This window comes from Salipiger sp., from assembly GCF_048261495.1.
GTDB lineage: Bacteria > Pseudomonadota > Alphaproteobacteria > Rhodobacterales > Rhodobacteraceae > Salipiger.
This window is the reverse complement of sequence record NZ_JBLXFX010000001.1, coordinates 459,734-484,281: the sequence shown is the minus strand read 5'-3', so window position 1 is coordinate 484,281 and position 24,548 is coordinate 459,734. Positions and strand designations below refer to the sequence as shown.

Sequence of the window (24,548 nt, the reverse complement as noted above, 5' to 3'; positions counted from 1 at the left end):
ATGCTCCGCGATGTTCTATCGTGGCTGGCGAAGGTATGCCAGCCTCGGCATGTCTGATGGCAGCACCAAATGGACGCAGCACCACGCCTCCCGCGGGAGACGATCCTTCGACGGCAAATCGCGGCCCTCAGGTGGCGAGGACATTGCGGAACTGCCAGGGATCGCTCTCGTCGATGTCTTCCGGGAAATGCTCCCACCGGTCCTGAAGCGGCGTCCAGTCGGTGTAATGCGCTTCGACCGGCCCGAGGTAGGGCCGCTGTACGTGGAGGCAGCGGGCATGGTCCATCTCGTCGGTTTCGACGATCCCGGCCTCCGGGTTCTCGAGCGCCCAGACCATCCCGGCCAGCACCGCGCTCGTCACCTGCAGCCCGGTGGCGTTCTGGAAGGGCGCAAGCTCCTTCGCTTCCTCGTTCGACAGGCGGGAGCCGTACCAGAGCGCGTTCTTCTCGTGGCCGTAGAGCAGCACGCCCAACTCGTCGATCCCCTCCACGATCTCGTCGACGTCGAGAATGTGATGACTCGTCTGCTGGCGCCCCGACCCGAACATCTCGTGAAGCGACAGCACCGCATCGTCCGACGGATGATAGGCATAGTGACACGTGGGCCTGAACGCCGGCGCATCCGCCTCGCCCACCGTGTAGTAATCCGCGATCGAGATCGCCTCGTTGTGCGTCACGAGAAAACCGAACTGCGGACCCGGCGTCGGGCACCATGTGTGGACGCGGGTGATCGCCCCCGGCCGGTCGAGCCAGATTCCCGCCTTGCAGCCGGTGTCGTGCCGGTGGCCGTTGTCGGGGAACCAGGTTTCGTGCGTGCCCCAGCCGAGTTCGGCGGGCTGGAACCCTTCCGAGATGAACCCCTCCACCGACCAGGTGTTGACGAACACGCCGCGCGGCCTCGGCTTTCGCCGGGCCTGCGTGTCGCGCTCGGCGATGTGAACGCCCTTGACCCCGAGCGACTGCATGAGGCGTGCCCAGCCGGCGCGATCCGTCGGCGGCGCCTGCTCGCGCCCGGTATCGCGGGCGAGCGTCATCAGCGCCTCCTTCACGAACCAGCTGACCATGCCGGGATTGGCGCCGCAGCAGCTGACCGCCGTCGGCCCGCCCGGCTGCGCGAGCTTTTCCGCGCGGACGGACTCGCGCAGCGCATAATTGGTGCGCGCCGCGTTGTCTCGGGTGTCGAAATAGAACCCCGCCCAGGGCTCGACCACGGTGTCGATGTAAAGCACGCCAAGCTCGCGGCAGACCCGCATGAGGTCGAGCGAGGACGTGTCCACCGACAGGTTCACGCAAAACCCCTTGCCCCCGCGAAACAGCTCTCCCAGCACCTCGCGATGGTTCTCGGGCTTGAGCGCGATCTGAAGATGCCGGATCTTGTGCTGGCGCAGGAAGTTCGCCTGGCGGGCGTCGGGTTCGATGACGACGAACTGGTCCGCGTCGTATTCGAAATGCCGCTCGATCAGCGGCCAGGTTCCCTTGCCGATGGAGCCGAAGCCGATCATCACGACGGGGCCGTCGATACGGCCGTAAACGGGGTGATCCTGCGCCATGGGTCCTGAATCCTCTGAAATGCGGTCGTCCCAGCACCTAGCACCGGATGGCGCGGCCGCAACCGCCCGCGCCGGGGTGCCGCGCGCTCAGACGATCACTTCGCGCGCTTCCTGGGCACCCACGTCGAAAACGCGCTTGTAACGGGCAAGCTCCTCGGCCGGGCCCATCGCCTTGTTCGGATTGTCCGACAGCTTGACCGTGGGGTGACCGTTCGCGCTGACCGCCTTGCAGACCAGGCTGAACGGGGCCAGCCGGTCGTCGGGCGCGAGGCCGCGGAAATCGTTGGTGAGCAGCGTCCCCCAGCCGAAGGACACACGCACCCGACCGGAGAATTTGGCGTGCAGATCGACGATCTTGTCCACGTCCAGCCCGTCCGAGAAGATCACAAGCTTCTGACGCGGATCCTCTCCCCGCTCCTGCCACCAGCGGATCGCGATCTCCGCCCCCGTCTCGGGATCGCCGCTGTCGATCCGGATGCCGGTCCAGCCCGCCAGCCAGTCCGGCGCGCGCTGCAGGAACCCTTCGGTGCCGTAGGTGTCGGGAAGGATGATGCGCAGGTTGCCCTCGTGCTCGCGGTGCCAATCGGCCAGAACGTCGTAGGGCGCGGCGGCCAGCGCGGCATCATCCTTGGCGAGCGCGGCATAGACCATGGGCAGTTCGTGGGCATTGGTGCCGATCGCCTCGAGGTCGCGGTTCTTCGCGATCAGGCAGTTCGACGTCCCGGTGAACGCTGAGCCGAGCCCCTCGGTCATCGCCTGCACGCACCAGTCCTGCCAGAGAAAGCTGTGACGCCGGCGGGTTCCGAAATCCGCGATCCTGAGGCCGGGCACCTCGCGCAAGCGTTCGATCTTCTGCCAGAGCTTCGTCATGGCGCGGGCATAGAGAACCTGAAGTTCGAAACGCGCCATGTCGTGCAGGACGGCACGGCCGCGCAGCTCCATCAACACCGCGAGCGCCGGGATTTCCCAGAGCATGACCTCGGGCCAGGACCCTTCGAAGGTCAGCTCGTACTGATCGCCCACGCGCTCCAGAAAGTACGGCGGAAGCCGCAGCCCCTCGAACCACTCCATGAAATCCGGGCGGAACATCTGGCGCTTGCCGTAGAAGGTGTTGCCGCGCAGCCAGGTGCTCTCGCCGCGGGTCAGCGACAACGACCGGATGTGGTCGAGCTGTTCGCGCAACTCGCCCTCGTCGATCAGGGTGGCCAACGGCACGTGCCGGGACCGGTTGATCAGGCTGAAGGTGACCTGAACGCGGGAGCGGTTGTGGAACACCGACTGGCACATCAGGAGCTTGTAGAAGTCGGTGTCGATCAGCGAGCGGACGATCGGATCGATCTTCCACTTGTGGTTCCAGACTCGGGTGGCGATGTCCAATGCGGGGCCTCGTTCACAGCGGGTGCCCCCTGTGATACGGCATCCCGTGGCGGCGGGCAAAGCGGTTTGTCCCGCGGCTCCTGCGATCTCGACAGCGCGGCGAGCAATTCGGACTTGCGAAGCGGCTTGCTGAGGAAATCGTCCATTCCGGCGCCGATGCAATCCTCCCGGTCACCGAGAAATGCGTTGGCAGTCAAGGCGATGATCCGCGGCTGCGGCAGGTCGAGCGCGCGAATCTCGCGCGTGGCTTCCAGCCCGTCGAGTACCGGCATCGACATGTCCATGAGGATGACGTCGGGCGGCGACAGCCGTGTCATGTCGACGGCTTCGCGGCCGTTCTTCGCCTCCGTCAGGGTGATCGGTTGCCCGCGCAGGAACCGCTGTACGAGCAGACGGTTGGTCGCGTTGTCCTCGGCCAGCAACAGACGCATGGGCGCGAGGGGGCGGGGCGCGCCTCCCTGTGGCGAGGCCACGGCCTCCGCCATCTCCGGGCGCGCCTTCGACAGAACCAGGCGAAGTTCGAAACAGGCGCCCTTGCCGTTGCCCTCGACGATGACGAGATCGCCGCCCATGCGGCGCGCCAGTTCCCGCGAGATGGCCAGCCCGAGCCCGGTGCCACCGTATTTCCGCGTGGTCTCGGCATCGGCCTGTTCGAACTGGTCAAAGACCTTTTCGGCCCGGTCGCCGGGCACGCCGATCCCGGTATCCTGCACCTGTACCGTCAGGCGGAAGCCCTCGGACGAGGGCCGGACCCTGGTGGTCAGGGTCACCCCGCCGGCATCGGTGAACTTGATGCCGTTGCCGAGCAGATTGATGAGGATCTGCCGCAATCGGCCACTGTCCCCGGTCACTGCCTCCGGCAGGGGATCGTGATGACAGAGGTCGAGATAGAGATGCTTTTCGCGCGCCTGCGGTCTCAGGATCTCGACCGCGTCGCGAATGCAGGAGGACAGCGAGAACGGCTCCTCCACGATGGGCATCTTGTCGGCCTCGAGCTTCGAATATTCGAGGATGTCGTTGATGATCTTGAGCAACGCCTCCGCCGAGTTGCGGATCGTGTCGGCATAAAGCCTCTGTTCCTGCGCCAGCGGCCCGTCGGCGAGAAGATCCGCCATGCCGATGATGCCGTTCATCGGCGTGCGGATCTCGTGGCTCATCGTGGCGAGGAACGCGGCCTTGGCACGCGCCCCCTCCTCCGCCCGCTCCTTGGCGAGGGCCAGTTCGACGGCGCGTTTCCGGGTTTCGGTCATGTCCCGCTCCGTCGCCACGATGCATTCGAGCGCACCGGAGGCGGACATGATCGGCACCACCTCGGAATCGACCCAGATCTTCTGCCCGCTCCGGGCGTAGTTCACCACCTCGGCCCGATGAGAGCGCCCGGCGCGGACGGCATCCGCGATGGCCTCCGCAACCGCCGGATCCGTATCCGGCCCGCGCCAGAGTTCGGCGGTGCGCCCGATCGCGTCCTCGGGCGCGTGGCCGCTCATTCGGGTAAACCCCTCGTTCACCCAGAGGATGCGGCCGCCCGGGTCGAACAGCACGATGGAGTCGTTGGTGTGCCGCGCCACGAGCGCGAGTTGCCGCACTTCGGCCTCGCGTTGGCGAAGGTCGCGGTTGGCCCGCTCCAGCGCCTCCTGCCCTTCGAGCAGGCGGCGGCTGTCCTCCGTTCGTCGCCGGTGCGCCCCGTGCACGAAGCGGATGAACACATAGCTGATGAAGGCCATCATGGAGAGACCGAAGAGGTCGTAGATCAGCCCCTCCGGCGTCTCCTCGACCGTCAGCTCGGCCGCCATGCCGATCAGCGCGGTCACCGCATAGATCACGATCCGGACCCGCGCGGCCGAGGGCTGGTGCGACATCACCACCCCGGCATTCAGCACCGCCGCAGCGAGGAAGGAGAAGGCAAAGAGCGATGCCTCCCCCCCGATCGCCGTGAACTGGGCCGTCAGGACGCAGCCCGAGATCGTCAGCGCCTGCAGCCCGGCGGTGGCGCTGGTCAGAACGCGAAGCCGCTCCGGCGTCGTTCCCGTCCGCAGGGCATCGGGCACCCGGCGCAGGACCTCGCAATCCACGGCCTCGCCCAGAAGGGCAATGGCCGCAGCGGAGGTTCCGACGACCGGCGACACCAGCAACCCCAGCGCCAGCCCGCCGGCGACCGTGGCGATCTGCCGGGCCGGGTAGTGGCGCACGCGCCCGCGCGCATAGCGCCGAAGCCGTCCGGCGGCGCTGTTCTCCTCCTCGAACGCGGCGAGCGTCTGAGTCTCGGCAATCGGCGATGTCGCCATCTGGCGGGCTTTCCCGGTCCTGGTTCAGGACTTTCTTGGCCCATTCGGGTTAATAAATCCGCAACCGCCTTCAGGCGAGCGTCACCCCTGCGGCGCGCATCCCGTCCAGAGCCGCAGAGAGCGATCCGTCCAAGTCGATCGCGCGGCAGGCTTCCTGCGCCACGGTCACGCGAAACCCGAGCGTCGCCGCGTCAACCGCCGAGTAATTCACGCAAAAATCGGTCGCCAGCCCGACCAGCGTCAGATCCTCGATCCCGCGCGTTCGCAGGTAGCCCTCCAGCCCCGTCGGAGTCTTGCGATCATTTTCGAAGAATGCTGAGTAACTGTCGATCCCCGGCCGGAACCCCTTGCGCAGGACCAGATCCGCGCGGTCGCCGTTCAGCGCCGGATGAAAGGCGGCCCCGTCGGTTCCGATGACGCAGTGATCTGGCCAGAGCACTTGGGTTCCGTACGGCATCTCGGTGGTCCCGAAGGGCGCCTTGCCGGGATGGGAGGAGGCAAAGGAGGAATGCCCCGCCGGATGCCAGTCCTGAGTGAGCACAACCGCATCGAACTGCGCCATCATGTCGTTGACCTGCGCCACGATGGCATCCCCCCCGGTCACGGCCAGCGCTCCACCGGGACAGAAATCGTTCTGGATGTCTATGACGATGAGCGCGCGCATTGCCGGATCTCCCTGCTTGTGGCCGGAATCCTGACCGCCCCCGCCGGGAAGGTCAATGCGGCGGGGCGGGCCTCTCCGGACGCCCGCCCCGCCGGTTCATCCGGCGATCAGCCGGCTGCCCTGGCCGCCGAAGGCGCGTCCGGCCAGGCGGTCACGTCCACGTCGAGATCGGGGAACTTCGCCGGGTCGAACACCGGCTTCGCCACACCCGCCGAAACCTGGTCGCGGAAGTCCTTGATCAGGCGCAGCGCAATCGGGAACAGCATCATCAGGGCCAGCAGGTTCACCACCGCCAGAATGCCCATCATCGGATCCGAGAACGAGAAGACCGCGGTCGCGGCCGGCGCCGTCGCCCCGAGGAAGACGATCCCGATGATGACGATGCGCAGGATGTGCAGCGCCATCGGCTTCTCCGTCATGAAGCTGAGCGCATTTTCCCCAAGGTAGTAGTTGTACATGATGGAACTGAACGAAAACAACAGGATGGCGAAGGTCAGGAAGTACTGCGCCCAACCACCCACGTGCGACACCATGCTCTGCTGGGTCAGGGACACGCCGTCGACGCCCTCGGCCCCCGGAACGTAGACATCGCCCAGAAGGATGACGAAGGCAGTGCAGGAGCAGATGATGATCGTGTCGATGAAGACCGAAAAGCTCTGCGTGATGCCCTGGCTCACCGGATGCAGGTTGTAGGCCGTGGCCGCGACGTTGGGCGCCGAGCCGAGCCCGGCCTCGTTCGAGAACAGACCCCGCCGCAGGCCCTGAGCGATGGCCGCACCCATGCCGCCCGCAACAGCCTCGCGGAACCCGAGCGCATTTGCGACGATGTCCCAGATCACCCCCGGCAGGCTGGTGATGTTGAGCAGGATGATCAGCAGCGCCATGCCGATGTAGCCGATGGCCATGACGGGAATGATGACATCCGCCGCCTTGGCGATGCGATGAATGCCGCCGTAGACGATGAGACCCGTCAGCACCGCGAGGACCGCGCCGGTCGCGATGCGCGGAATGCCCATGCTGTCCTGCGCGGCACCGGCCACGGTATTGCCCTGGAAGGCGTTGAAGCCGATGGCGAAGGAGGCGATCAGGCAGACCGAATAGATCACGGCCAGCCAGCGGTAATTCTCGCCGAGCCCGTGGATGATCGCGCGCGCCGGACCGCCGCGATAGTCGCCCTCGGGCGAGGTGCGCTTGTAGGCCTGCGCCAGAGTTGCCTCGATCAGGGCCGAGCACATGCCGACCAGCGCGATCGCCCACATCCAGAAGACCGCTCCGGGACCGCCCGCGGTGATGGCCACGGCCACACCCGCGATATTGCCGCCCCCGACGCGCCCGCCGACCGACACGAGCAGGGCCTCGCGGGCGCTGATCTTGGTCGGATCGTCGGTCTCGCTGCTTGCGGTGAGGACGTTGAACATGCGCCGGAAGAACCGGAATTGCACGAACCCGCTGGCAATCGTGAAGAATACGCCCAACACCACGAGGAAGGGCACAAGCGCCCATCCCCAGGTCAGGTCATTGATGACATTGAATATGGAGTCCAGAAATCCCATTCGCCGAGTCCCGTTTCATTTTTGTCGTTGCCCTTTCCGGCAGGCGGAAAGGCTTCCCTCGTCCGGGGGAGGCTAGGACGACACGGGGCGAAAGGGCAGTCAAAAACGCCCCGATGGGTGTCATTTCCGGCAGAGGGCGGCCGACCGCTCGCGATTTCGGCAGGTCGCAGGGCGGACTCCGGGCCTCTTCGATCTTGCCAACGGGCAAGGCGGCGACCTACATCTGCGGCCATGTTCACGGTCTGCGCACTCTACCATTTCACCCGGTTCGACGACCCGGAAGCCCTCATCGGTCCCCTGCGCGATCTCTGCCGGTCGCGCGGCGTGACGGGGACGCTGCTGGTGGCGGCGGAAGGCATCAACGGCACGATCGCCGGATCGGCCGAGGCGGTCGAAGCCGTGCTCGCGCATGTGCGGGCGCTTCCGGGATGCGAGTCGCTGGAGTGGAAACTCTCCACCGCGCTCGACCGGCCATTTGCCCGGATGAAGGTCCGCCTCAAGCGCGAGATCGTCACCATGGGCCAGCCCGATGTCGACCCTCTTGCCCGGGTCGGCCATTATGTCGAACCCGCCGAGTGGAATGACCTCATCCGTGCGCCGGATGTCGCGGTGATCGACACGCGCAACGATTACGAGGTCGCCATCGGCAGTTTCGATGGCGCGGTCGACCCGAAAACCACCGCCTTCCGGGACTTTCCGGCCTGGTGGGAGGCGAACAAGGAGCAGTTCCACAACAAGCGGATCGCGATGTTCTGCACCGGCGGCATCCGCTGCGAGAAATCGACCAACTGGCTGCTCGGCCAGGGCGTGCCCGAGGTCTACCACCTCAGGGGCGGCATCCTGAAATACCTTGAAGAGGTGCCGGAGGAAGACAGCGCCTGGCACGGTTCCTGTTTCGTGTTCGATGGCCGGGTCTCGGTGGAACACGGCCTGCGCGAAGGTCCGCATCTGCTCTGCCATGCCTGCCGCCGCCCGATCCTGCCCGCGGACAGGGACCGCCCGGAGTACGAGCACGGCGTCTCCTGCCACCAATGCGCCGAGGAGACCGGCGAGGAGGACAAGGCCCGGTTCCGCGAAAGGCAGAAGCAGATCCGCCTCGCCGAAGCCCGCGGCGAGCGTCACCTGCACGAAGACGTGGCGCCGGATCATTCCGACCGCTGACCCCGCATGACCGCGGGATCGCCGCCGGGACCGATGGCATCCGGCCCTCTGCCCCGTGTGGGTCCGATCCGGAAGGCCGTCAGAAATAACTCCTGACGAGGGCCCCCGCGATCAGCGACCATCCGTCCGCGATGACGAAGAATGCCAGTTTGAACGGCAACGAGACGATGGCGGGGGGCACCATCATCATGCCCATCGACATCAGCACGGCGGCGACCACGAGGTCGATGATCAGGAACGGCAGGAAGATCAGGAAGCCGACCTGAAACGCGCGCGAAATTTCGGACAGCATGAAGCTGGGGATGAGGACGGACAGGTCCGCATCCGGGTCCAGCGTCGCCCCGGCCGCATCGGGGCGCAGGTCCGCCATGGCGCCGAAGGTCTTAGGATCCGTCCGCCCGGCCATGAAGACGCGGAACGGCGCAAGGGTTCTCGGAATCGCCTCCTCGGCGTCGATCTGCTCTTCCAGCATCGGTTGCAGCCCGTTTTCCCAGGCCGCGCTGAAGGTCGGCTCCATCACGAAATAAGTCAGGAACAGCGCCAGGCTGACGATGAGCATGTTCGGCGGCGACTGCTGCAACCCGATCGCCTGCCGCAGGATCGACAGGACGGTGACGAGGAAGGGAAAGCAGGTCACCATGATGGCAATGCCCGGCGCCAGGCTCAGCAGGGTGATCAGCGCGATGAGCTGCAGGCTTGTCGCCGTGACGGAGCCACCCTCGCCGAGGTCGATGGAGACACCCTGCGCAAGGGCCTCTCCCGGCAGGGCCGTCGCGACGACGAATACGAACGCGGCGATCCCGGCGCCTGCGCCGACCTGCGTGATACGGGTCATGATGTCAGGACGGGCTCTGCAGGTCGACAACCTCGGTCACGCGAACGGCGAGCTGGCCGCTGTCACCGCCTTCCACCACCTCCAGTGCGCCCATGCCGATCAGTCGATCGCCGACATAGAGCTCGACCGGATCCTCGAGTTTCTTGTCGAGGGTCAGAACCGAGCCCTCCCCCAGTTTCAGCAGGTCGCGCACGAGCGGCCGCGCCCGCCCGACCGAGACCATGATCTCGATAGGGACGGAGGTGAACGGCGTGATCGGGGCGCTTTCACGGGCAGTTTCCGTATGATCATCCATGTGCTGTCTTTCTCCGCTTGTCATGAACGAAGCCCTGAACGGCTTGCGTGAGGTCTTCGAGAAGGCCGCTCAGATCGATCTGTCGTTCGATCTCCGCAAACCGGATGTCCGCCTGGCCCTCGGCCAGCGTGTCGTCTTCCACCAGCCTGAGCGGGAAGCCGAATTCCGCGTCCAGCATCGGCGCAATCGAGGCGCCGCTTCCGGTGGACACGGCCAGAACCACCTCCATCGCCCCGATCTCCTGGGCCATCGCGCTCAGTTGTTCGTGGATGTGCAGACCCAGCGTTTCGCGCAGCGCGGCCGGCATCAGGACGCGGGTGATTTCCTCCAGCAAGGGAGTGATGCCCGACAGCACCTGGCCGTAGGCCTCGTGATAGGTGAAAGACAGGTCCTGCAGGTTTTGCGCGAAATCGCTGGCAATGCGGGAATGATCGTCGTTCTGGGCTTTGATCGCATCGTCCCATCCGGCGCGATAGCCGGTTTCGAAGGATTCGAGACGCGCGGTTTCCATCTCCGCCTCGTCGATCACCGGACCCTGGTCCGCCGCCGGGCGCGCGACGCCGAAATCTTCGAGGAAGTCGCCGAGCCGGGTCATCGCGCGTCCTCGGTTTCGTCAAGCCAGCTGCGCAGGATCTCGACCGTCTCGGTCTTGCGCTCTTCTATGAGGTTGCGAAGCCTGTCGACCGGATCCTCGGAGACCGGGGATTCGAAATCCACCATGCCCATTCCGCCGAAATCTCCGCCGCCCGCGAGCGCCGGAAGCTCGGCGAAATCGCCCGTGTCGATCTCGCCGTCGAGGACCTCGCCGGTGGCGCCCCCTCCGGCAAGGGCAAGCGTGCCGTCCGGAGCGGCAAGCGCGCGCTTGGACGAACCGGACAGGATGGGTCGCACCACGAAGAGACCGAGGATCAGCGTCACCAGCGCCAGGACCGCCATCTGTAACAGAGACATCGGGTCCAGGGTCATGGCGAACCAGCCGGGTTCGACCGGTCCCGAACCGAGCCCCTCCTGCCGTTCGAAGGGCAGCGAGCGGATCGTGATGTCGTCCCCGCGCGCCTCCTCGAAGCCGACGGCCGAGGCGACGAGATCCCGCAGCGCTCCGAGTTCGACCTCCGGCAGCGGAACGAAGGTCTGCACCCCGTCGGCCGCGGTCTGGTAGGTGCCGTTGACCAGCACCGCCACCGTCAGCCGCTTGATCGCACCGGGGGACCGGGTCACCTCGCGCGTGGTTTCGGACACCTCGTAATTGACACGCTCCCGCGTCTCGCTGTTCTGGCTGGAGGAACTGTCGCTGCCGCCGCCCTGACCGTCGGGCAGGTTGGACGCGACCGTGACATTGCCGCCGCCGCTGTCCTGGGACGTGCTGGATTGCTCCTCGGTATCGGTCGAGATGACCACCCGGCTTTCCGGATCGAAGCGATGCTCGCGGATCGACTCGCTCTCGGTGACGGTGTCGACGCTGACTTCGACCACCGCGTTGCCCAGCCCGACCCTGGCCTCGACCAGCCGCTGCACGCGATCCCGAAGCGCGGAGGCCTTGTCATCCGCGGTCTGGCCGGAGCCGGTTTCATCCTCCGACCCGATCAACCCGCCCTTGCCGTCGATCACCGCGACATTTTCCGCGACCAATCCCGGAACCGCGGAGGCGACGAGGTATTTCAGCGCCCGCGCCTGCGCGGCGGACAGCACCTCTCCCGTCGTCGAGACCGAGATCGACGCCGAGGGCGTCACGTCGCGCTGGAAGGGATTCGCCGTCGAATTCGCGATATGCACCCGCGCCGTGGCGATCAGGGGATTCGCGACGATGGTGCGCGCCAGCTCGCCCTCCTTCGCCCGCCAATAGGCCGCGTCGAACATCTGGGACGTGGTGCCGAATCCCGAAAGACCGTCGAGCAGCTCGTACCCCTTGTTGGAATTGGCCGGCAGCCCCTCGCTCGCGAGGGTCATCCGCAGGGTGTCGCGCTGCGCCATCGGGACGAAAATCGCCCCGCCGCGCACCTCGTACTGCACGCCCCGCTTTTCGAGCGCCTCGACGACTTCGCCCGCCGCCCCGTTTTCGAGCCCGGCATAGAGCAGGGCCATCGACGGCGACGACGCCATCCTGGACATGGCAAGAATGCCGAGGATCATCGCCACCGTAGCCGCCAGGACGATCACGCGTTTCTGCGCGCTCAACGCATTCCAGATTGTCGAGATCTGTTGCAAAGCCAACCTCCGTTCCGAACCTTCTGCTCGGTGGGGTCATCTTTGGACGATCAGACTTAACAATCAGTTAGTCTGTGACGGTCTATAAGGATCGCATGTCAGGAATGAGGTGTGTCCATGAGCGACGCCACTGCCGACGCCGCAGGCGACGACCAGGAACCGAAGAAGAAATCTTCAAAGATGCCGCTGATCATCGGCCTCGTGCTTGCCGTTCTGGGCGGTGGCGGGGGGTTCTACGCCGCATCCTCCGGGCTGCTGCCCTTCGGCGGCGCGCATGAGGCCGCGGCCGAGGACGGGCACGGTGCCCCGGCCGACGGACACGGCACCGGCGCGCCCCTCGAACCGCTGGGAAATGTCGCCTTTCTCGAACTCCCGACGCTTGTCGCCTCGCTCGGGTCCGTGAACGACATGCACCACCTGCGCTTCCAGGCGAATCTCGAAGTGGACAAGACCTATCTCGCCGATGTCGAGCTGCTTCAGCCGAGGATCCTCGATGTCCTGAACAGCTATCTCAGGGCGCTCGAGCCGCGCGATATCGAATCGCCGGGCGCGCTCATCAAACTGCGGTCGCAGATGTTGCGACGCATCCAGCTGGTGGCCGGAGAAGGGCGCGTGCGCGACCTTCTGGTCGCCGAATTCGTATTGAACTGAAGGGGTCCGGGATGGAATTCATAGCCGATATCCTGCTCGCCGCCGGGGCCCTTGGCGCCGGCTTCTACTGTTTCGTCCTGTCCCGCCGGTTGTCGCGGTTCACGGACCTCGAAAAGGGTGTCGGAGGGGCCGTTGCCGTGCTGTCGGCGCAGGTCGACGATCTGACCCGCACGCTCGAAGCGGCGCGGAAATCCGCGAACACTTCCACCGAGTCGCTGGAGGATCTCACCGGCCGGGCCGAGGATGTCGCGCACAGGCTGGAACTCATGATCGCGTCGATGCACGATCTTCCCGCCGGCGGCAGCGCCCCGCGTCCCGAAGATCCGGGTGAGCCGGTGTTCTTCCGGAATGCACGCAAGGGGGCCTGAGGATGAAGCTGTTTTCCTTCGGAAAAAAGACATCCGGTCCCCGCAAGCCGCGCGGCGTGCTGTCGGTGCTGGGCGGTCTGCTGATCGCTTCGGCGCTGGTGCGCATCGTGATCGGGACGGGGGCGGCCAATGCCCTGGAAACCCCCGCCTCGGGCGAGCATTCGTCAGAACCCATGCTTGCGGCGGAGCACGGCGCCGCCGCTCCGGGAATGGTCGGAAACTGCGCCGCGGATGCCGACATCGCGCCCCTGCTCGAAGCATTGAAAACTCGGGAAGACCGGGTCGCGAAGCGGGAAACGGCCTTGCAGACAAGACTCCAGGCGCTCAGCCTCGCGGAGGCGGAGATCGACCGGAAGATGGAAGCGATGCGCAAGGCGGAGGAAAAACTCCGCGCGACCCTCGCCATTGCCGACAGCGCGGCAGAGGATGACGTCGCCCGGCTGACCGATGTCTATGCGACGATGAAACCCAAGCAGGCCGCCGCGCTTTTCGAAGAGATGGATCCGGAATTTGCCGCCGGTTTCCTCGGCCGGATGCGGGCGGATGCCGCGGCCTCGATCATGGCGGGACTCACGCCTCAGAAGGCCTACACGATCAGCGTCATGCTGGCAGGGCGCAACGCCCTCGCGCCGAAGGAATGAGCGCGGTTTCGGCGACGCATCGTCGCCTCCGGAATCGCGCCGGTCCGCCGGGCGCGCGGCCTGCCTCCTGACCGAATCCCCGGGGCAGTGCGGCGGGCGGGTATGAAGGGCGGGGCAAGGTCCTGACAACAGGACGGATTCTCCGGGGCCGGCTGGCGTGAGGGCCCCTCCGGACACCGTCGAACGGGACTCCGGGCTCCCTCACTACCGGTCTCACCGTCAAATTCAGCGTGGGGAATATGTGTCCCTGGCGCCATCGTCACCGTGTTATGATGAAACTCTTCATTGATTCCCTGCGTTTCGCGAAGACAATGCACAAGCTGCCAATCTGAAATTCGAGAGTTGCCAATGATCACCCGCCGTCAATTTGTCGCCACCGCCGCCGCGGGCACCGCCCTGTTGGCGTCGCCTGCCCTGGCCTTCGAAGTCGAGCCGAAATTCCGGCCGCAGGCGGTCCGGATGAAAGCCGATCTGGCGCCCGGCCAGATCCTGATCCTGCCGCGCGCGCATTTCCTCTATTTCGTGACCGAACCGGGCCGCGCCATCCGCTACGGCGTGGGCGTCGGAAAGGCGGGTCTGGAATTTTCCGGAAAGGCCATCATCCAGGTCAAGAAGGAATGGCCGACCTGGCGTCCGACCCAGGAGATGATCGAGCGGGACCCCGCCCACTACGGGCGCTTCGCCAACAACGACTACGTTCAACCCGGGGGCGAGAGCAATCCGCTCGGGGCGCGCGCATTGTACCTGTTTCAGAACGGTCGCGACACCTTCTACCGCATTCACGGCACGACCGAGCCTGCCAGCATCGGCCATTCTGTCTCCAACGGCTGTATCCGCATGATCAATGAACATGTCATGGATCTTTATGAACGCGTGCCGGTGGGAACCCCGGTCACCGTTCTCTGAATCCGCACAAGATGACGTGAAAGCGGCGCCCATGATCCGGGCGCCGCTTCTCATTTGTATAGCCTATTCAATCCACTTGACCGAATCTGCTCCATTTCCGCCCGCCCGCTGACACATTCCTGCCCGAGTTGACCGGCATTAACGATTTCGTAGCTGATCGACGCTAGGTACAATTCAAGCAGGGAGGATCGCATGGCAGTGATCGCACTATTGCTGGGAAGTGTTCTCGGCTTCTTCTTTGCCTTGATTGGCTGGGTTTTCCTGGACCTGTCGCTCATGTCGGCTGCGGGTGTTTACCTGCTGGCCTCCCTGGGCATCGGCCTTCTCCCCGTCGTTGCCTGTGGCATGAAGTCCCTCTTCGCGCACCCGGATCCGCACCTCGCCGACGCGCGTCACTGACGCTACTCCGCGTCCGCGCGCTCCAGCAGTTCCTCCACCAACGGTCCGATCCCGTCCACGATCCGCGTCACGCCTTCTGCCGACGGATGCAGCCCGTCTCCCTGCATGAACCTTGCCATCGCCTCCGGAGAGGTGCCTTCGGCCTTCAGTGCCGCGAAGAAATCCGGATAGAACAGGGTATGATGTTTCTCGGATAGGTCGGGGTAGATCGCGTCGAAGGAGGCCGCGAAATCCGGCCCGTAGTTCCCCGGCGCCACGAGACCGACGAGCAGGACCTCGACCCCGCGAGCCTCGGCCGCCTCGAGAATTCCGTCGAGGTTGGAGCGCGTCAGTTCCGGTGGCAGCCCCCTCAGCACATCGTTTCCACCGAGTGTCACGATCATCGCGTCAATCTCCGGCGTCAGCGACCAGTCCACCCGTGACAACCCGCCCGAGGTCGTGTCACCGGACACACCGCCGTTCACGATCGTGACATCGTGACCGCGCTCCCGCAGCCACGCCTGCAACTGCGGCACGAAGCCTTCGCCGTCCACGAGGCCGTACCCCTGCGTGAGACTGTCACCGAAGGCCAGCAGGTCCACAGGCTCCGCCGAAGCGGCGCCCGCCCCCGCAATCACCAGTGCCGCGACCTTGCTCAGCCTCGTAAAGACCCCATATGGGTACAAAGTTTTCATGTCCGGAACGCTCTCCATGCCCGATACCGCCATTGCCCTCGAAGATGTCACTCTCACCTTGATGGGCAATACCGGACCGGTCGAAATCCTCCACGGCATAAGCCTTGACGTTGCTAGAGGCGAGACGATCGGCCTCATCGGCCCGTCCGGCTCCGGCAAATCCTCGCTCCTCATGGTGATGGGAGGGCTCGAAACCGCGACCTCCGGCAGGGTATCGGTGCTGGGTCAGGATGTCACCCGGCTTGACGAAGATCGGCTGGCGCGGCTGCGGCGCGATCACATGGGCGTGGTCTTCCAGTCGTTCAACCTGATCCCGACGATGACCGCGCTGGAGAACGTCGCCACGCCGCTCGAACTGGCGGGTCATCGCGATGCCTTCGACCGCGCCGCCGCCGAACTCGAGTCGGTCGGCCTCGGGGCGCGGTCCGGCCATTATCCCGCCCAGTTGTCCGGCGGCGAGCAACAGCGCGTCGCGCTGGCCCGGGCCTCTGCGCCGCGGCCCGACATCCTGCTGGCGGACGAACCGACCGGCAATCTCGACGGCCCGAACGGCGCCGCGATCATGGACCTGCTGTTCGGACTGCGCGACCGGCACGGCGCGACGCTGGTGCTGGTGACCCATTCCAACACCCTCGCCGAGCGCTGCGACCGGGTCGTCCGGCTGCGGGACGGGCGCGTCGATGACGCCCGGATGAGGGCCGCGGAATGAGCCTGGCCACGGCCGCCCGTTTCGCCGGGCGGGAGCTGCGGGGCGGATTGCGCGGTTTCCGCATCTTCATCGCCTGCCTCGCCCTCGGGGTCGCGGCCATCGCCGGGGTAGGGTCCGTCCGCTCGGCGATTCAGGAAGGGTTGTCGGAACAGGGCGCGGTCATGCTCGGCGGCGATGCGCAGGCGCGTTTCACCTACCGGTTCGCCTCCGAGGACGAGCGCGCCTTCCTCGACTCCCTCGCAACGAAGGTGTCCGAAGTCACCGATTTCCGGTCCATGGCCACCGTCGTGCGCGACGGCCGGACCGAGCGCGGCCTTACCCAGATCAAATCCGTCGACGACGCCTATCCCCTGCTCGGCACCATGTTGCTCGATCCGCCGATGCCGCTCGACGAGGCGCTCGCAGGCGGTGCGCATCCCGGTGCCGTGATGGCGAAGGTGCTCGCCGACCGGCTGGCCCTCGCCCCCGGCGACACTTTCCGGCTCGGCTCCGCCACCTTCACCCTGTCGGCGACCATCGTGACCGAACCCGACGACGCCGGCGACGGCTTCGGCCTCGGCCCCCGGACGCTGGTGCGGACCGGCGATCTCGCCGGGTCCGGTCTGCTCGAACCGGGATCGCTGTTCGAAACCGAATACCGACTCCTGTTGCCGCCCGACGCCGATCTCGACGCGCTCGAGACCGAGGCCGAGGCGCGGTTCGAAGGACAGGGCATCCGGTGGCGGGATGCGCGCAACGGCGCCCCCGGGATCGCCCGCTTCGTCGAGCGTCTGGGGAATTTCCTCGTCCTCGTCGGGCTGTCCGGACTGGCCGTCGGCGGCATCGGCGTCTCCTCCGCCGTGCGCGCCTACCTCGCACGCAAGACGCCGGTCATCGCGACGCTCAAGACCCTCGGAGCGGACCGCGCCACGATCTTCCAGACCTACTTCCTCCAGATCGGCGCGCTTAGCCTTCTGGGGATCGCACTCGGCCTGATCCTCGGGGCTGCCGTGCCGATGGCCCTGTCGCCGGTGATCTCCGCGGCGCTCCCGGTGCCGGTGGTCTTTTCGCTCTACCCGCTGCCGCTGGTCGAAGCGGCCGTCTACGGCCTGCTGACCGCGCTGATCTTCACCCTCTGGCCGCTCGCCCGGACCGAGGACGTGCGTGCCGCAAGCCTCTTCCGCGAGGCGCTGGACAGCGGCCGCGCCCTGCCCGCCACCCGCTTCGTGGTGATCACCCTCGGGTTGCTCGCCCTGCTGGTGGGGGTCGCCGCGGTGTTCTCCGGCAACGCCATGATCGCCCTCTGGATGGCCGGCGGCATCCTCGGTTCCCTCGTCATCCTCGCGCTCGCCGCCATCGGCGTCCGGGCGCTTGCCCGCCGTGCCATGCCGGCCTCGCGCGGCCGCCCCGCCCTGCGCTGGGCCCTCGGCGCGATCGGCGGCCCGCGCGAAACCGCCGTCTCCGTGGTGCTGTCGCTGGGGCTCGGCCTGTCGGTCCTCTCTGCCATCGGCCAGATCGACGGCAATCTGCGCACCGCGATCAGCCGCGACCTGCCCGATGTCGCTCCCTCCTATTTCTTCGTCGACATCCAGCCCGACCAGATCGACGGCTACCTCGATCGGCTGGCCTCGGACCCCGCCGTCAGCCGCGTCGACACCGCGCCCATGCTGCGCGGCGTTGTCACCCGGATCAACGGGCAGCGGGCGCAGGACGTGGCGGGCGATCACTGGGTCGTGCGCGGCGACCGCGGCATCACCTACGCGGCGCAGCCCGATTCCAGAACGCGCGTCACCGCCGGCCGATGGTGGCCCCGGGATTACGACGGCCCGCCGCAGGTCAGCTTTGCCGCCGAGGAGGCCGAAGAGATCGGCCTGAACCTCGGCGACACGATCACCGTCAACATCCTCGGGCGGGACATCACCGCCACCGTCACCAGTTTCCGCGAGGTCGACTTCTCCACCGCCGGCATCGGCTTCGTGATGACCCTCGACCCCGCCGCCCTTCAGGGTGCCCCGCACACCTTCATCTCGACCGTCTACGCCGCCCCCGAGGCAGAGGCCCGCATCCTGCGCGACCTGGCCGACGCCTATCCCAACATCACGGCCATCCGGGTCAAGGATGCCATCGACCGCATCAGCGTGCTGCTCGAAGGCATCGCGGGCGCGATCCGCTGGGGGGCCGCGGCCACGCTGCTGACCGGCTTCCTCGTGCTGATCGGCGCCGCCGCCGCCGGAGAAGGCGCCCGGACCTACGAAGCCGCGGTGCTCAAGACGCTCGGCGCCAGCCGCGCCCGCATCCTGCAGAGCTTCGCCCTGCGCTCGGCCCTGCTCGGCGCCGCGGCAGGGGGCGTGGCGCTCGTCGCGGGCAGCCTCGGCGGTTGGGCCGTCTGCACCTTCCTGATGGACACCACCTATGCGCCGATCTGGTCCTCCGCCCTCGGCATCGTCGCCGGCGGCGTGGTTGCCACATTGCTCGCCGGTTTCGCCTTTGCATGGCGCCCGTTGGCGGCAAAGCCCGCCCGTGTGCTGCGCGCACGCGAATAGGTGCCTTGATCCCCGGGGCCGGGGCTGGCAAGCCATGGCCGACCCTTGGCAGCCACGGACCCCAGATGCGATGACCGATTCCCTCCCCATGACGATCTCGACGCTGTCGCGCGCCCAGCGCACCAGCATCATGAACCTCGTCCGCCGCGCCTCGCGGTCCGAGATCATGCCCCGCTTCCGCAAGCTGGACGCGGCCGACATCGGGGAAAAGACCTCGCGCCAGGACCTGGTGACCGAAGCCGACCGTGCCGCCGAGGCGATGATCGCCCGCGGCCTCGTCACCCTGTTCCCGAATGCGCTGATCATCGGCGAAGAGAACGTCTCGGTGAATCCCGAGGTCCTCGACGGCATCCCGGAGGCGGAACTGGCCTTCACCATCGACCCGGTCGACGGCACCTGGAACTATGCGCACGGGCTCAGCGTCTTCGGCGTCATCATCTCCGCGCTGCGCTTCGGCGTGCCGGTCTTCGGGCTGCTCTACGATCCGGTGATGGACGACTTCATCGTCGCGCAGGACGGCGAAGGCGCCGAGATGATCATGCCCAAGCGCCGCATCAGGCGGACGGTGTCCGTCTCCGCCGGCGGTGCGGTCGAAGACCTCTCGGGCTATATCGGCCTCTACAACTTCCCCAAGGACAAGCAGGCGCAACTCGCCGCCGTCCTGCCCCGCTTCGAGCGCGCCTATTCCATCCGTTGCACCGCGCACGAGGCCCGCATGTTCGCCGAGGGCCACGTGGATTTCATGATCTCCGCCAAGCTCACCCCCTGGGACCACGCCGCCGGGGCCTTGATCGGCAAATGCGCCGGCGGCCACGTGGCGATGCTCGACGGCTCGGACTACCGGGCCCAGACCCGAGAAGGCTACCTGCTCGCCGCCTCCGACGCTGCCACATGGGGCCGGGTGCGCGACGTGCTATCCTTCCTGCTCGACGCGCCCGACGAAACCGCGAAGGCCTGACACCCTTCCCGGTCTTCTGCCTTCTTCTGGCCGGAAATATCCCGGGGAGCGCGAGGGGCAGCGCCCCTCGCCGGCGCGGGGTGCGCCGTCACTCCGCCGCTTCGGCGTAGTCGCTCATCGGCGGGCAGGTGCAGACCAGGTGCCGGTCGCCGTAGACGTTGTCCACGCGGTTGACCGGCGGCCAGTACTTGTCCACCCGGAACGCACCCGGCGGGAAACACCCCTGCTCGCGGGTGTAGGGCCGGTCCCAATCGCGCACGAGGTCCTCCATCGTGTGCGGCGCGTTCTTCAGCGGATTGTTCCCGGCGTCCATGCTGCCCGTCTCGATGGCGCGGATCTCTTCGCGGATCGACAGCATGGCGTCGCAGAAGCGGTCCAGCTCGGCCTTCGTCTCGCTCTCGGTCGGTTCCACCATCAGCGTGCCCGCCACCGGCCAGGACATGGTCGGCGCGTGGAAACCGCTGTCGATCAGCCGCTTGGCGATATCCTCCACCGTGATGCCCGCGGATTTCTCGAAGGGGCGCACGTCGAGGATGCACTCATGCGCCACCCGGCCCGCATGGCCGGTGTAGAGCACCTCGTAGGCGCCCTCCAGCCGCTTGGCGATGTAGTTGGCGTTGAGGATCGCCACCCGCGTCGCCTGCGCCAGCCCCTCGCCGCCCATCATCAGCACGTAGGCCCAGGAAATCGGCAGGATCGAGGGCGAGCCGTAGGGCGCGGCCGAAACCGGACCCGGCCCCTCGCCTGACAGAGGATGCGACGGCAGGTGCGGAACGAGATGCTTCTTGACCCCGATCGGCCCCATGCCCGGCCCGCCCCCGCCATGCGGAATGCAGAAGGTCTTGTGCAGGTTCAGGTGGCTCACGTCGCCGCCGAGGTCGCCGGGCCGCGACAGCCCGACCATGGCGTTCATGTTCGCCCCGTCGATATAGACCTGCCCGCCGTGCTCGTGGGTGATCGCGCAGACCTCCTTCACCGTCTCCTCGAACACGCCGTGGGTCGAGGGATAGGTGATCATGCAGGCGGCGAGCGTATCGCCGTATTTCTCCGCCTGCGCCCGGAAATCGGCAAGGTCGATGGACCCCTTCGCATCGCATTTCACCGGCACGACCTTCCAGCCCACCATCTGCGCCGAGGCCGGGTTGGTGCCGTGCGCGTTCACGGGGATCAGGCAGACGTTGCGCTGCCCCTCGCCCCGCGCCGCCTGCCAGGAGGCGATGGTCAGCAGCCCGGCATATTCCCCCTGCGCCCCGGAATTGGGCTGCATGGAAAAGGCGTCATAGCCGGTGACCGAGCACAGCCGCTTCGACAGATCGTCGATCAGGTGCTTGTAGCCCAGCGCCTGATCCTGCGGCACGAAGGGATGCAGCCCGGCGAATTCGCGCCAGCTCACCGGCATCATCTCCGCCGCGGCGTTCAGCTTCATCGTGCAGGAGCCGAGCGGGATCATCGCCCGATCCAGCGCCAGGTCCCGGTCCGCGAGACGGCGCATGTAGCGCATCATCTCGGTCTCGGCCCGGTTCATGTGAAAGACCTCGTGGGTCAGGTAGGCGCTTTCGCGCAGCAGCGCGTCCGGCAGGCGGTAGGTCGGGGTGAAATCCTTGTCCTCCCGCGCCAGGCCGAAGGCCTTCCAGACCGCCTCGATCGTCGCGGGGCGGGTGCGTTCGTCCAGCGTGATGCCGACCCGGGTCTCGCCGACCTTGCGCAGGTTCACCCCATGCGCGACGGCCGCCTGCATGACCCCGGCCTGGAACAGCCCGACGTCCACCGTGATCGTGTCGAAGAAGGCGCCCGGCTCGACCGCAAAGCCGGCCTCTTCCAGTCCCTTCGCCAGCCGCACCGTCTTGCGGTGAATGCGCTGCGCGATGGCCTTCAGCCCTTCCGGCCCGTGGAACACCGCGTAGAAGCCCGCCATGACCGCCAGCAGCGCCTGCGCCGTGCAGACGTTCGAGGTCGCCTTTTCGCGGCGGATATGCTGTTCGCGGGTCTGCAGCGACAGGCGGTAGGCGCGGTTGCCGTGGCTGTCGATGGAAACCCCGACGATCCGCCCCGGCATCGCCCGCTTGAACGCATCTCGGGTCGCCATGTAGGCCGCGTGCGGGCCGCCGTAGCCCATCGGAACCCCGAACCGCTGGGTCGAGCCGACAGCGATGTCGGCGCCCATCGCGCCCGGTTCCCTGAGCAGGCACAGCGCCATGATGTCCGCCGCGACGATCCCGACGGCTTTCGCGGCGTGCAGCGCCTCCATCTGCGGAGACAGGTCACGGACATGGCCGTGGGTTCCGGGATACTGGAAGATCGCGCCGAACACCGCCTCGGCGTCCAGATCCTCCGGCGCGCCGGTCACGATCTCGATCCCCAGCGGAGCCGCCCGGGTGCGCATCACCGCGATGTTCTGGGGGTGGCAGTTCTCGTCCACGAAGAAGGCCGTCGCCTTCGACTTCGCCACCCGCTGCGCCATGGTCATCGCCTCTGCGCAGGCCGTCGCCTCGTCCAGAAGCGAGGCGTTGGCCACTTCCAGCCCTGTCAGGTCGCTGACCATGGTCTGATAGTTCAGCAGCGCCTCCAGCCGACCCTGCGAAATCTCCGGCTGATAGGGCGTGTAGGCCGTGTACCAGGCGGGATTCTCGAAGATGTTGCGCTGGATCGCGGGCGGGGTGACCGTGCCGTGGTAGCCCTGGCCGATCAGCGACACGAGCACCTTGTTCTTCGAGGCGACCTCCCGCATGTGCCAGAGCATTTCCCGCTCGGACAGGGCCTTGCCGAAATCCAGCGCCTCGGCCTGCCGGATCCCCGCGGGGACGGTCTCGTCGATCAGCGCGTCGAGATCCGCGACGCCCAGCACCTCGAACATCCGTTCCATCTCGGCGGGAGACGGCCCGATGTGCCGCCGGTTGGCGAAATCGTAGGGCAGGTAGTCGGTGGGCGTGAAGGGCATCATATCACCTCTCGGAACGGGACGACCGATCCGCCGGTCCCGTGTGATTCTTCTTGTTCCAGATACGCGGTTCCCGGCCCGTCCGTTCGTGCGGAGGGCCGGGACAGGGCCTAGCCGACGAATTTCCGGTAGGCGGCTTCGTCCATCAGTTCGTCAAGCGCCGACATGTCCTCGACGGTCATCTTGAAGAACCAGGCCTCGCCCTCGGGGTCGTCGTTCACCTTGCCCGGTTCGTCGACCAGGACGCTGTTCACCTCGACGATCTCGCCGTCGAGCGGCGCGAGGATGTCGGACGCCGCCTTGACGGATTCGATCACCACCACCTCGTCGTCCTTGCTGACCGTGGTGCCCTCGTCGGGCAGTTCCACGAACACCACGTCGCCAAGCTGCTCGGCGGCGTGGGCGGTGATGCCCACCACGACGACATCGTCCTCGACCCGCAGCCACTCATGTTCTTCCGTGTATTTCATCGCCGATGTCCCCTATTGCGTCAGCGCTTGTAAGTCTGTGTCACGAAAGGCAGGCTGACCACCTCGACCGGAAGTCGCTTGCCCCGAACCTCACCATAAACCCGTGTTCCCGGCGTCGAAAGCGGCGTCGGCACGTAGCCCATCGCCACCGGCCCGCCCACGCTCGGCCCGAAACCGCCCGAGGTCACGCGGCCGATCGGTGTGCCGCCCGCGTCGGTTTCGAACAACGCAACGCCTTCGCGCATCGGCGCACGGCCTTCGGGCTTCAGCCCGACGCGCTTGTCGGCGACGCCGACGGCCAGTTCCCCCAGGATGACCCCGGCCCCCGGAAACCCGCCGGCCCGGTCACCGCCCGCGCGGCGCACCTTCTGCATCGCCCAGGTCAGCGCGGCCGCGACCGGAGTCGTGGTGGTATCGATATCATGCCCGTAAAGGCACAGCCCGGCTTCGAGGCGCAGCGAATCCCGCGCACCGAGGCCGATGGGTTCGACCGCGTCCAGCGCCAGCAGCGCCTCAGCAAGTGCGACCGCAGACCCCTCGGGAACCGAGATCTCGTACCCGTCCTCGCCGGTATAGCCCGAGCGCGAGACCCAGCATTCGGCGCCGCAGAGCGTCACGGTGGCCACGTCCATGAAGCGCATGTCGCGCACGGCGGGGTTCAGCGTGGCCAGCGCCGCTTCGGCGGCAGGCCCCTGCAGCGCGAGCAGAGCGCGGTCCTCGAGCAGGCGCACGCGGATTCCGCGCGGGGCAAGCGCGGCCTCCATCCGTGCGAAATCCGCCTCCTTGCAGGCGGCGTTGACCACGACGAACAAATGATCGCCGCGATTGGCGATCATCAGGTCGTCCTCGATCCCGCCCGCGTCGTTGGTGAACAGCGCATAGCGCTGCCGCCCCTCGCCCAGCCCGGCCACGTCGACCGGCACGAGGGTTTCGAGGGCCAGCGCGATCCCGGACACCGGCGCGCCGTCGAGGATCACCTGCCCCATGTGGCTCACGTCGAACAGACCGGCCTTTTCGCGTGTGTGAAGATGTTCCTTCATGACACCGAGCGCGTATTGCACCGGCATCTCGTACCCTGCGAACGGCACCATCTTCGCACCGAGCGAAGCATGCAGATCGAACAGCGGCGTCTGTTTCAGCGCGTCCATGCGACTCCCACATCCCAAGGGCCCGGATGTGCGCACCACGCGCCGACCGGGCATTCCCCGCACGGCCTGCGCCGTGCCCGAATGCCCCCTCTGTCCGTCAGCCTGAGATCGTTATCCCTTCGGCGGGCGCATTCACGCCACTCTCCAGAGTGTCTTGTCCGCGAAGGTCCATGGGCCTGAGAGTTTCCGGGGCGGTTGCTCCTTCGGCACCGGCGGGGCCGGTTCTCCCCTCGCGGTGCG

Annotated in this window: 22 protein-coding genes and 1 riboswitch; of the genes, 9 read left to right on the top strand and 13 right to left on the bottom strand. The window is 66.8% G+C overall.

All coding sequences use genetic code 11. The annotated features are described in order from the left end of the window. Positions 1-127: 127 nt before the first annotated feature. From ACN0RJ_RS02210 to ACN0RJ_RS02190, 5 genes are all read right to left on the bottom strand, one after another. Entirely contained in the window at positions 128-1,549 is a 1,422-nt protein-coding gene (locus ACN0RJ_RS02210; RefSeq protein WP_417723283.1) for a homospermidine synthase, read from the bottom strand. Positions 1,550-1,636: 87 nt separating this feature from the next. Continuing rightward, on the bottom strand, positions 1,637-2,926 hold the full coding sequence (gene pncB / locus ACN0RJ_RS02205) for a nicotinate phosphoribosyltransferase (RefSeq protein WP_417723282.1): 1,290 nt from the start codon (positions 2,924-2,926) through the stop codon (positions 1,637-1,639). Continuing rightward, positions 2,863-5,211, bottom strand: coding sequence for an ATP-binding protein (locus ACN0RJ_RS02200; protein WP_417723281.1), 2,349 nt, complete (start codon positions 5,209-5,211; stop codon positions 2,863-2,865). The genes pncB and ACN0RJ_RS02200 overlap by 64 nt, the downstream gene beginning before the upstream one ends. 70 nt (positions 5,212-5,281) lie before the next feature. Further along, the gene (pncA, locus tag ACN0RJ_RS02195) at positions 5,282-5,875 is read right to left on the bottom strand and encodes a bifunctional nicotinamidase/pyrazinamidase (protein ID WP_417723280.1); all 594 of its coding nucleotides are present in this window, start codon (positions 5,873-5,875) and stop codon (positions 5,282-5,284) included. 107 nt (positions 5,876-5,982) lie between these two features. Next, complete coding sequence (locus ACN0RJ_RS02190; protein WP_417718577.1) at positions 5,983-7,428, bottom strand: alanine/glycine:cation symporter family protein; 1,446 nt, start codon at positions 7,426-7,428, stop codon at positions 5,983-5,985. Between the two features lie 231 nt (positions 7,429-7,659). Between ACN0RJ_RS02190 and ACN0RJ_RS02185 the strand changes: the two genes are divergently transcribed. Then, positions 7,660-8,589, top strand: a complete 930-nt coding sequence (locus ACN0RJ_RS02185; RefSeq protein WP_417723279.1) for a rhodanese-related sulfurtransferase — start codon at positions 7,660-7,662, stop codon at positions 8,587-8,589. 79 nt (positions 8,590-8,668) lie between these two features. On the opposite strand, the gene fliP is transcribed toward ACN0RJ_RS02185, so the two are convergent. The 4 genes from fliP to fliF are packed head-to-tail and all read right to left on the bottom strand — an operon-like array spanning position 8,669 to position 11,924. Next, the gene (gene fliP / locus ACN0RJ_RS02180) at positions 8,669-9,424 is read right to left on the bottom strand and encodes a flagellar type III secretion system pore protein FliP (RefSeq protein WP_417718579.1); all 756 of its coding nucleotides are present in this window, start codon (positions 9,422-9,424) and stop codon (positions 8,669-8,671) included. Between the two features lie 4 nt (positions 9,425-9,428). Beyond that, positions 9,429-9,719 carry a FliM/FliN family flagellar motor switch protein gene (locus ACN0RJ_RS02175; protein ID WP_417718580.1) on the bottom strand — a complete coding sequence of 97 codons (291 nt, stop codon included), beginning with the start codon at positions 9,717-9,719 and terminating at the stop codon, positions 9,429-9,431. Beyond that, positions 9,712-10,314 (bottom strand): ABC transporter ATP-binding protein, encoded by a 603-nt coding sequence (locus ACN0RJ_RS02170; protein ID WP_417718581.1) that lies wholly within the window; start codon positions 10,312-10,314, stop codon positions 9,712-9,714. Before ACN0RJ_RS02170 ends, ACN0RJ_RS02175 begins: the two co-directional genes overlap by 8 nt. Further along, positions 10,311-11,924: a flagellar basal-body MS-ring/collar protein FliF gene (gene fliF / locus ACN0RJ_RS02165; protein WP_417723278.1), complete on the bottom strand. Its 1,614-nt coding sequence runs from the start codon at positions 11,922-11,924 to the stop codon at positions 10,311-10,313. Before fliF ends, ACN0RJ_RS02170 begins: the two co-directional genes overlap by 4 nt. A gap of 117 nt (positions 11,925-12,041) precedes the next feature. Here fliF and ACN0RJ_RS02160 point away from each other — a divergent pair, with 117 nt between their 5' ends. The 5 genes from ACN0RJ_RS02160 (at position 12,042) to ACN0RJ_RS02140 (ending at position 14,889) form a co-directional block, all read left to right on the top strand. After that, complete coding sequence (locus ACN0RJ_RS02160) at positions 12,042-12,575, top strand: flagellar basal body-associated FliL family protein (RefSeq protein ID WP_417723277.1); 534 nt, start codon at positions 12,042-12,044, stop codon at positions 12,573-12,575. 11 nt (positions 12,576-12,586) lie between these two features. Then, positions 12,587-12,943: a hypothetical protein gene (locus ACN0RJ_RS02155; protein WP_417723276.1), complete on the top strand. Its 357-nt coding sequence runs from the start codon at positions 12,587-12,589 to the stop codon at positions 12,941-12,943. A 2-nt stretch (positions 12,944-12,945) separates the two neighbouring features. Continuing rightward, entirely contained in the window at positions 12,946-13,584 is a 639-nt protein-coding gene (locus ACN0RJ_RS02150) for a MotE family protein (protein ID WP_417723275.1), read from the top strand. A 348-nt stretch (positions 13,585-13,932) separates the two neighbouring features. Continuing rightward, positions 13,933-14,490, top strand: a complete 558-nt coding sequence (locus ACN0RJ_RS02145) for a L,D-transpeptidase (RefSeq protein WP_417723274.1) — start codon at positions 13,933-13,935, stop codon at positions 14,488-14,490. A 192-nt stretch (positions 14,491-14,682) separates the two neighbouring features. Further along, positions 14,683-14,889, top strand: a complete 207-nt coding sequence (locus tag ACN0RJ_RS02140; protein WP_417723273.1) for a hypothetical protein — start codon at positions 14,683-14,685, stop codon at positions 14,887-14,889. Positions 14,890-14,891: 2 nt separating this feature from the next. On the opposite strand, the gene ACN0RJ_RS02135 is transcribed toward ACN0RJ_RS02140, so the two are convergent. Beyond that, positions 14,892-15,563, bottom strand: coding sequence for an arylesterase (locus ACN0RJ_RS02135; protein ID WP_417723272.1), 672 nt, complete (start codon positions 15,561-15,563; stop codon positions 14,892-14,894). Positions 15,564-15,579: 16 nt separating this feature from the next. Between ACN0RJ_RS02135 and ACN0RJ_RS02130 the strand changes: the two genes are divergently transcribed. From ACN0RJ_RS02130 to ACN0RJ_RS02120, 3 genes are all read left to right on the top strand, one after another. After that, positions 15,580-16,272, top strand: a complete 693-nt coding sequence (locus ACN0RJ_RS02130) for an ABC transporter ATP-binding protein (RefSeq protein ID WP_417718820.1) — start codon at positions 15,580-15,582, stop codon at positions 16,270-16,272. After that, entirely contained in the window at positions 16,269-18,794 is a 2,526-nt protein-coding gene (locus tag ACN0RJ_RS02125; RefSeq protein WP_417723271.1) for an ABC transporter permease, read from the top strand. The genes ACN0RJ_RS02130 and ACN0RJ_RS02125 overlap by 4 nt, the downstream gene beginning before the upstream one ends. 70 nt (positions 18,795-18,864) lie before the next feature. Further along, positions 18,865-19,752, top strand: coding sequence for an inositol monophosphatase family protein (locus ACN0RJ_RS02120; RefSeq protein WP_417723270.1), 888 nt, complete (start codon positions 18,865-18,867; stop codon positions 19,750-19,752). An 88-nt stretch (positions 19,753-19,840) separates the two neighbouring features. On the opposite strand, the gene gcvP is transcribed toward ACN0RJ_RS02120, so the two are convergent. From gcvP to gcvT, 3 genes are all read right to left on the bottom strand, one after another. Beyond that, positions 19,841-22,690: an aminomethyl-transferring glycine dehydrogenase gene (gene gcvP, locus ACN0RJ_RS02115; protein ID WP_417723269.1), complete on the bottom strand. Its 2,850-nt coding sequence runs from the start codon at positions 22,688-22,690 to the stop codon at positions 19,841-19,843. A 110-nt stretch (positions 22,691-22,800) separates the two neighbouring features. Next, positions 22,801-23,160, bottom strand: coding sequence for a glycine cleavage system protein GcvH (gene gcvH / locus ACN0RJ_RS02110; RefSeq protein ID WP_417718592.1), 360 nt, complete (start codon positions 23,158-23,160; stop codon positions 22,801-22,803). A gap of 20 nt (positions 23,161-23,180) precedes the next feature. Beyond that, positions 23,181-24,308 (bottom strand): glycine cleavage system aminomethyltransferase GcvT, encoded by a 1,128-nt coding sequence (gene gcvT / locus ACN0RJ_RS02105; RefSeq protein ID WP_417723268.1) that lies wholly within the window; start codon positions 24,306-24,308, stop codon positions 23,181-23,183. Positions 24,309-24,462: 154 nt separating this feature from the next. Then, a riboswitch (glycine riboswitch) is annotated at positions 24,463-24,548 on the bottom strand.

Bases quoted from the DNA above. Each gene is read 5' to 3' on its own strand.
- ACN0RJ_RS02190 (WP_417718577.1), bottom strand. From the start codon at position 7,428: ATGGGATTTCTGGACTCCATATTCAATGTCATCAATGACCTGACCTGG.
- pncA (WP_417723280.1), bottom strand. From the start codon at position 5,875: ATGCGCGCGCTCATCGTCATAGACATCCAGAACGATTTCTGTCCCGGT.
- ACN0RJ_RS02125 (WP_417723271.1), top strand. From the start codon at position 16,269: ATGAGCCTGGCCACGGCCGCCCGTTTCGCCGGGCGGGAGCTGCGGGGC.
- ACN0RJ_RS02120 (WP_417723270.1), top strand. From the start codon at position 18,865: ATGACCGATTCCCTCCCCATGACGATCTCGACGCTGTCGCGCGCCCAG.
- ACN0RJ_RS02160 (WP_417723277.1), top strand. From the start codon at position 12,042: ATGAGCGACGCCACTGCCGACGCCGCAGGCGACGACCAGGAACCGAAG.
- gcvT (WP_417723268.1), bottom strand. From the start codon at position 24,308: ATGGACGCGCTGAAACAGACGCCGCTGTTCGATCTGCATGCTTCGCTC.
- ACN0RJ_RS02170 (WP_417718581.1), bottom strand. From the start codon at position 10,314: ATGACCCGGCTCGGCGACTTCCTCGAAGATTTCGGCGTCGCGCGCCCG.
- ACN0RJ_RS02130 (WP_417718820.1), top strand. From the start codon at position 15,580: ATGCCCGATACCGCCATTGCCCTCGAAGATGTCACTCTCACCTTGATG.
- gcvH (WP_417718592.1), bottom strand. From the start codon at position 23,160: ATGAAATACACGGAAGAACATGAGTGGCTGCGGGTCGAGGACGATGTC.
- ACN0RJ_RS02185 (WP_417723279.1), top strand. From the start codon at position 7,660: ATGTTCACGGTCTGCGCACTCTACCATTTCACCCGGTTCGACGACCCG.
- ACN0RJ_RS02135 (WP_417723272.1), bottom strand. From the start codon at position 15,563: ATGAAAACTTTGTACCCATATGGGGTCTTTACGAGGCTGAGCAAGGTC.
- fliP (WP_417718579.1), bottom strand. From the start codon at position 9,424: ATGACCCGTATCACGCAGGTCGGCGCAGGCGCCGGGATCGCCGCGTTC.
- ACN0RJ_RS02200 (WP_417723281.1), bottom strand. From the start codon at position 5,211: ATGGCGACATCGCCGATTGCCGAGACTCAGACGCTCGCCGCGTTCGAG.
- ACN0RJ_RS02155 (WP_417723276.1), top strand. From the start codon at position 12,587: ATGGAATTCATAGCCGATATCCTGCTCGCCGCCGGGGCCCTTGGCGCC.
- ACN0RJ_RS02145 (WP_417723274.1), top strand. From the start codon at position 13,933: ATGATCACCCGCCGTCAATTTGTCGCCACCGCCGCCGCGGGCACCGCC.
- ACN0RJ_RS02210 (WP_417723283.1), bottom strand. From the start codon at position 1,549: ATGGCGCAGGATCACCCCGTTTACGGCCGTATCGACGGCCCCGTCGTG.
- ACN0RJ_RS02150 (WP_417723275.1), top strand. From the start codon at position 12,946: ATGAAGCTGTTTTCCTTCGGAAAAAAGACATCCGGTCCCCGCAAGCCG.
- gcvP (WP_417723269.1), bottom strand. From the start codon at position 22,690: ATGCCCTTCACGCCCACCGACTACCTGCCCTACGATTTCGCCAACCGG.
- ACN0RJ_RS02175 (WP_417718580.1), bottom strand. From the start codon at position 9,719: ATGGATGATCATACGGAAACTGCCCGTGAAAGCGCCCCGATCACGCCG.
- ACN0RJ_RS02140 (WP_417723273.1), top strand. From the start codon at position 14,683: ATGGCAGTGATCGCACTATTGCTGGGAAGTGTTCTCGGCTTCTTCTTT.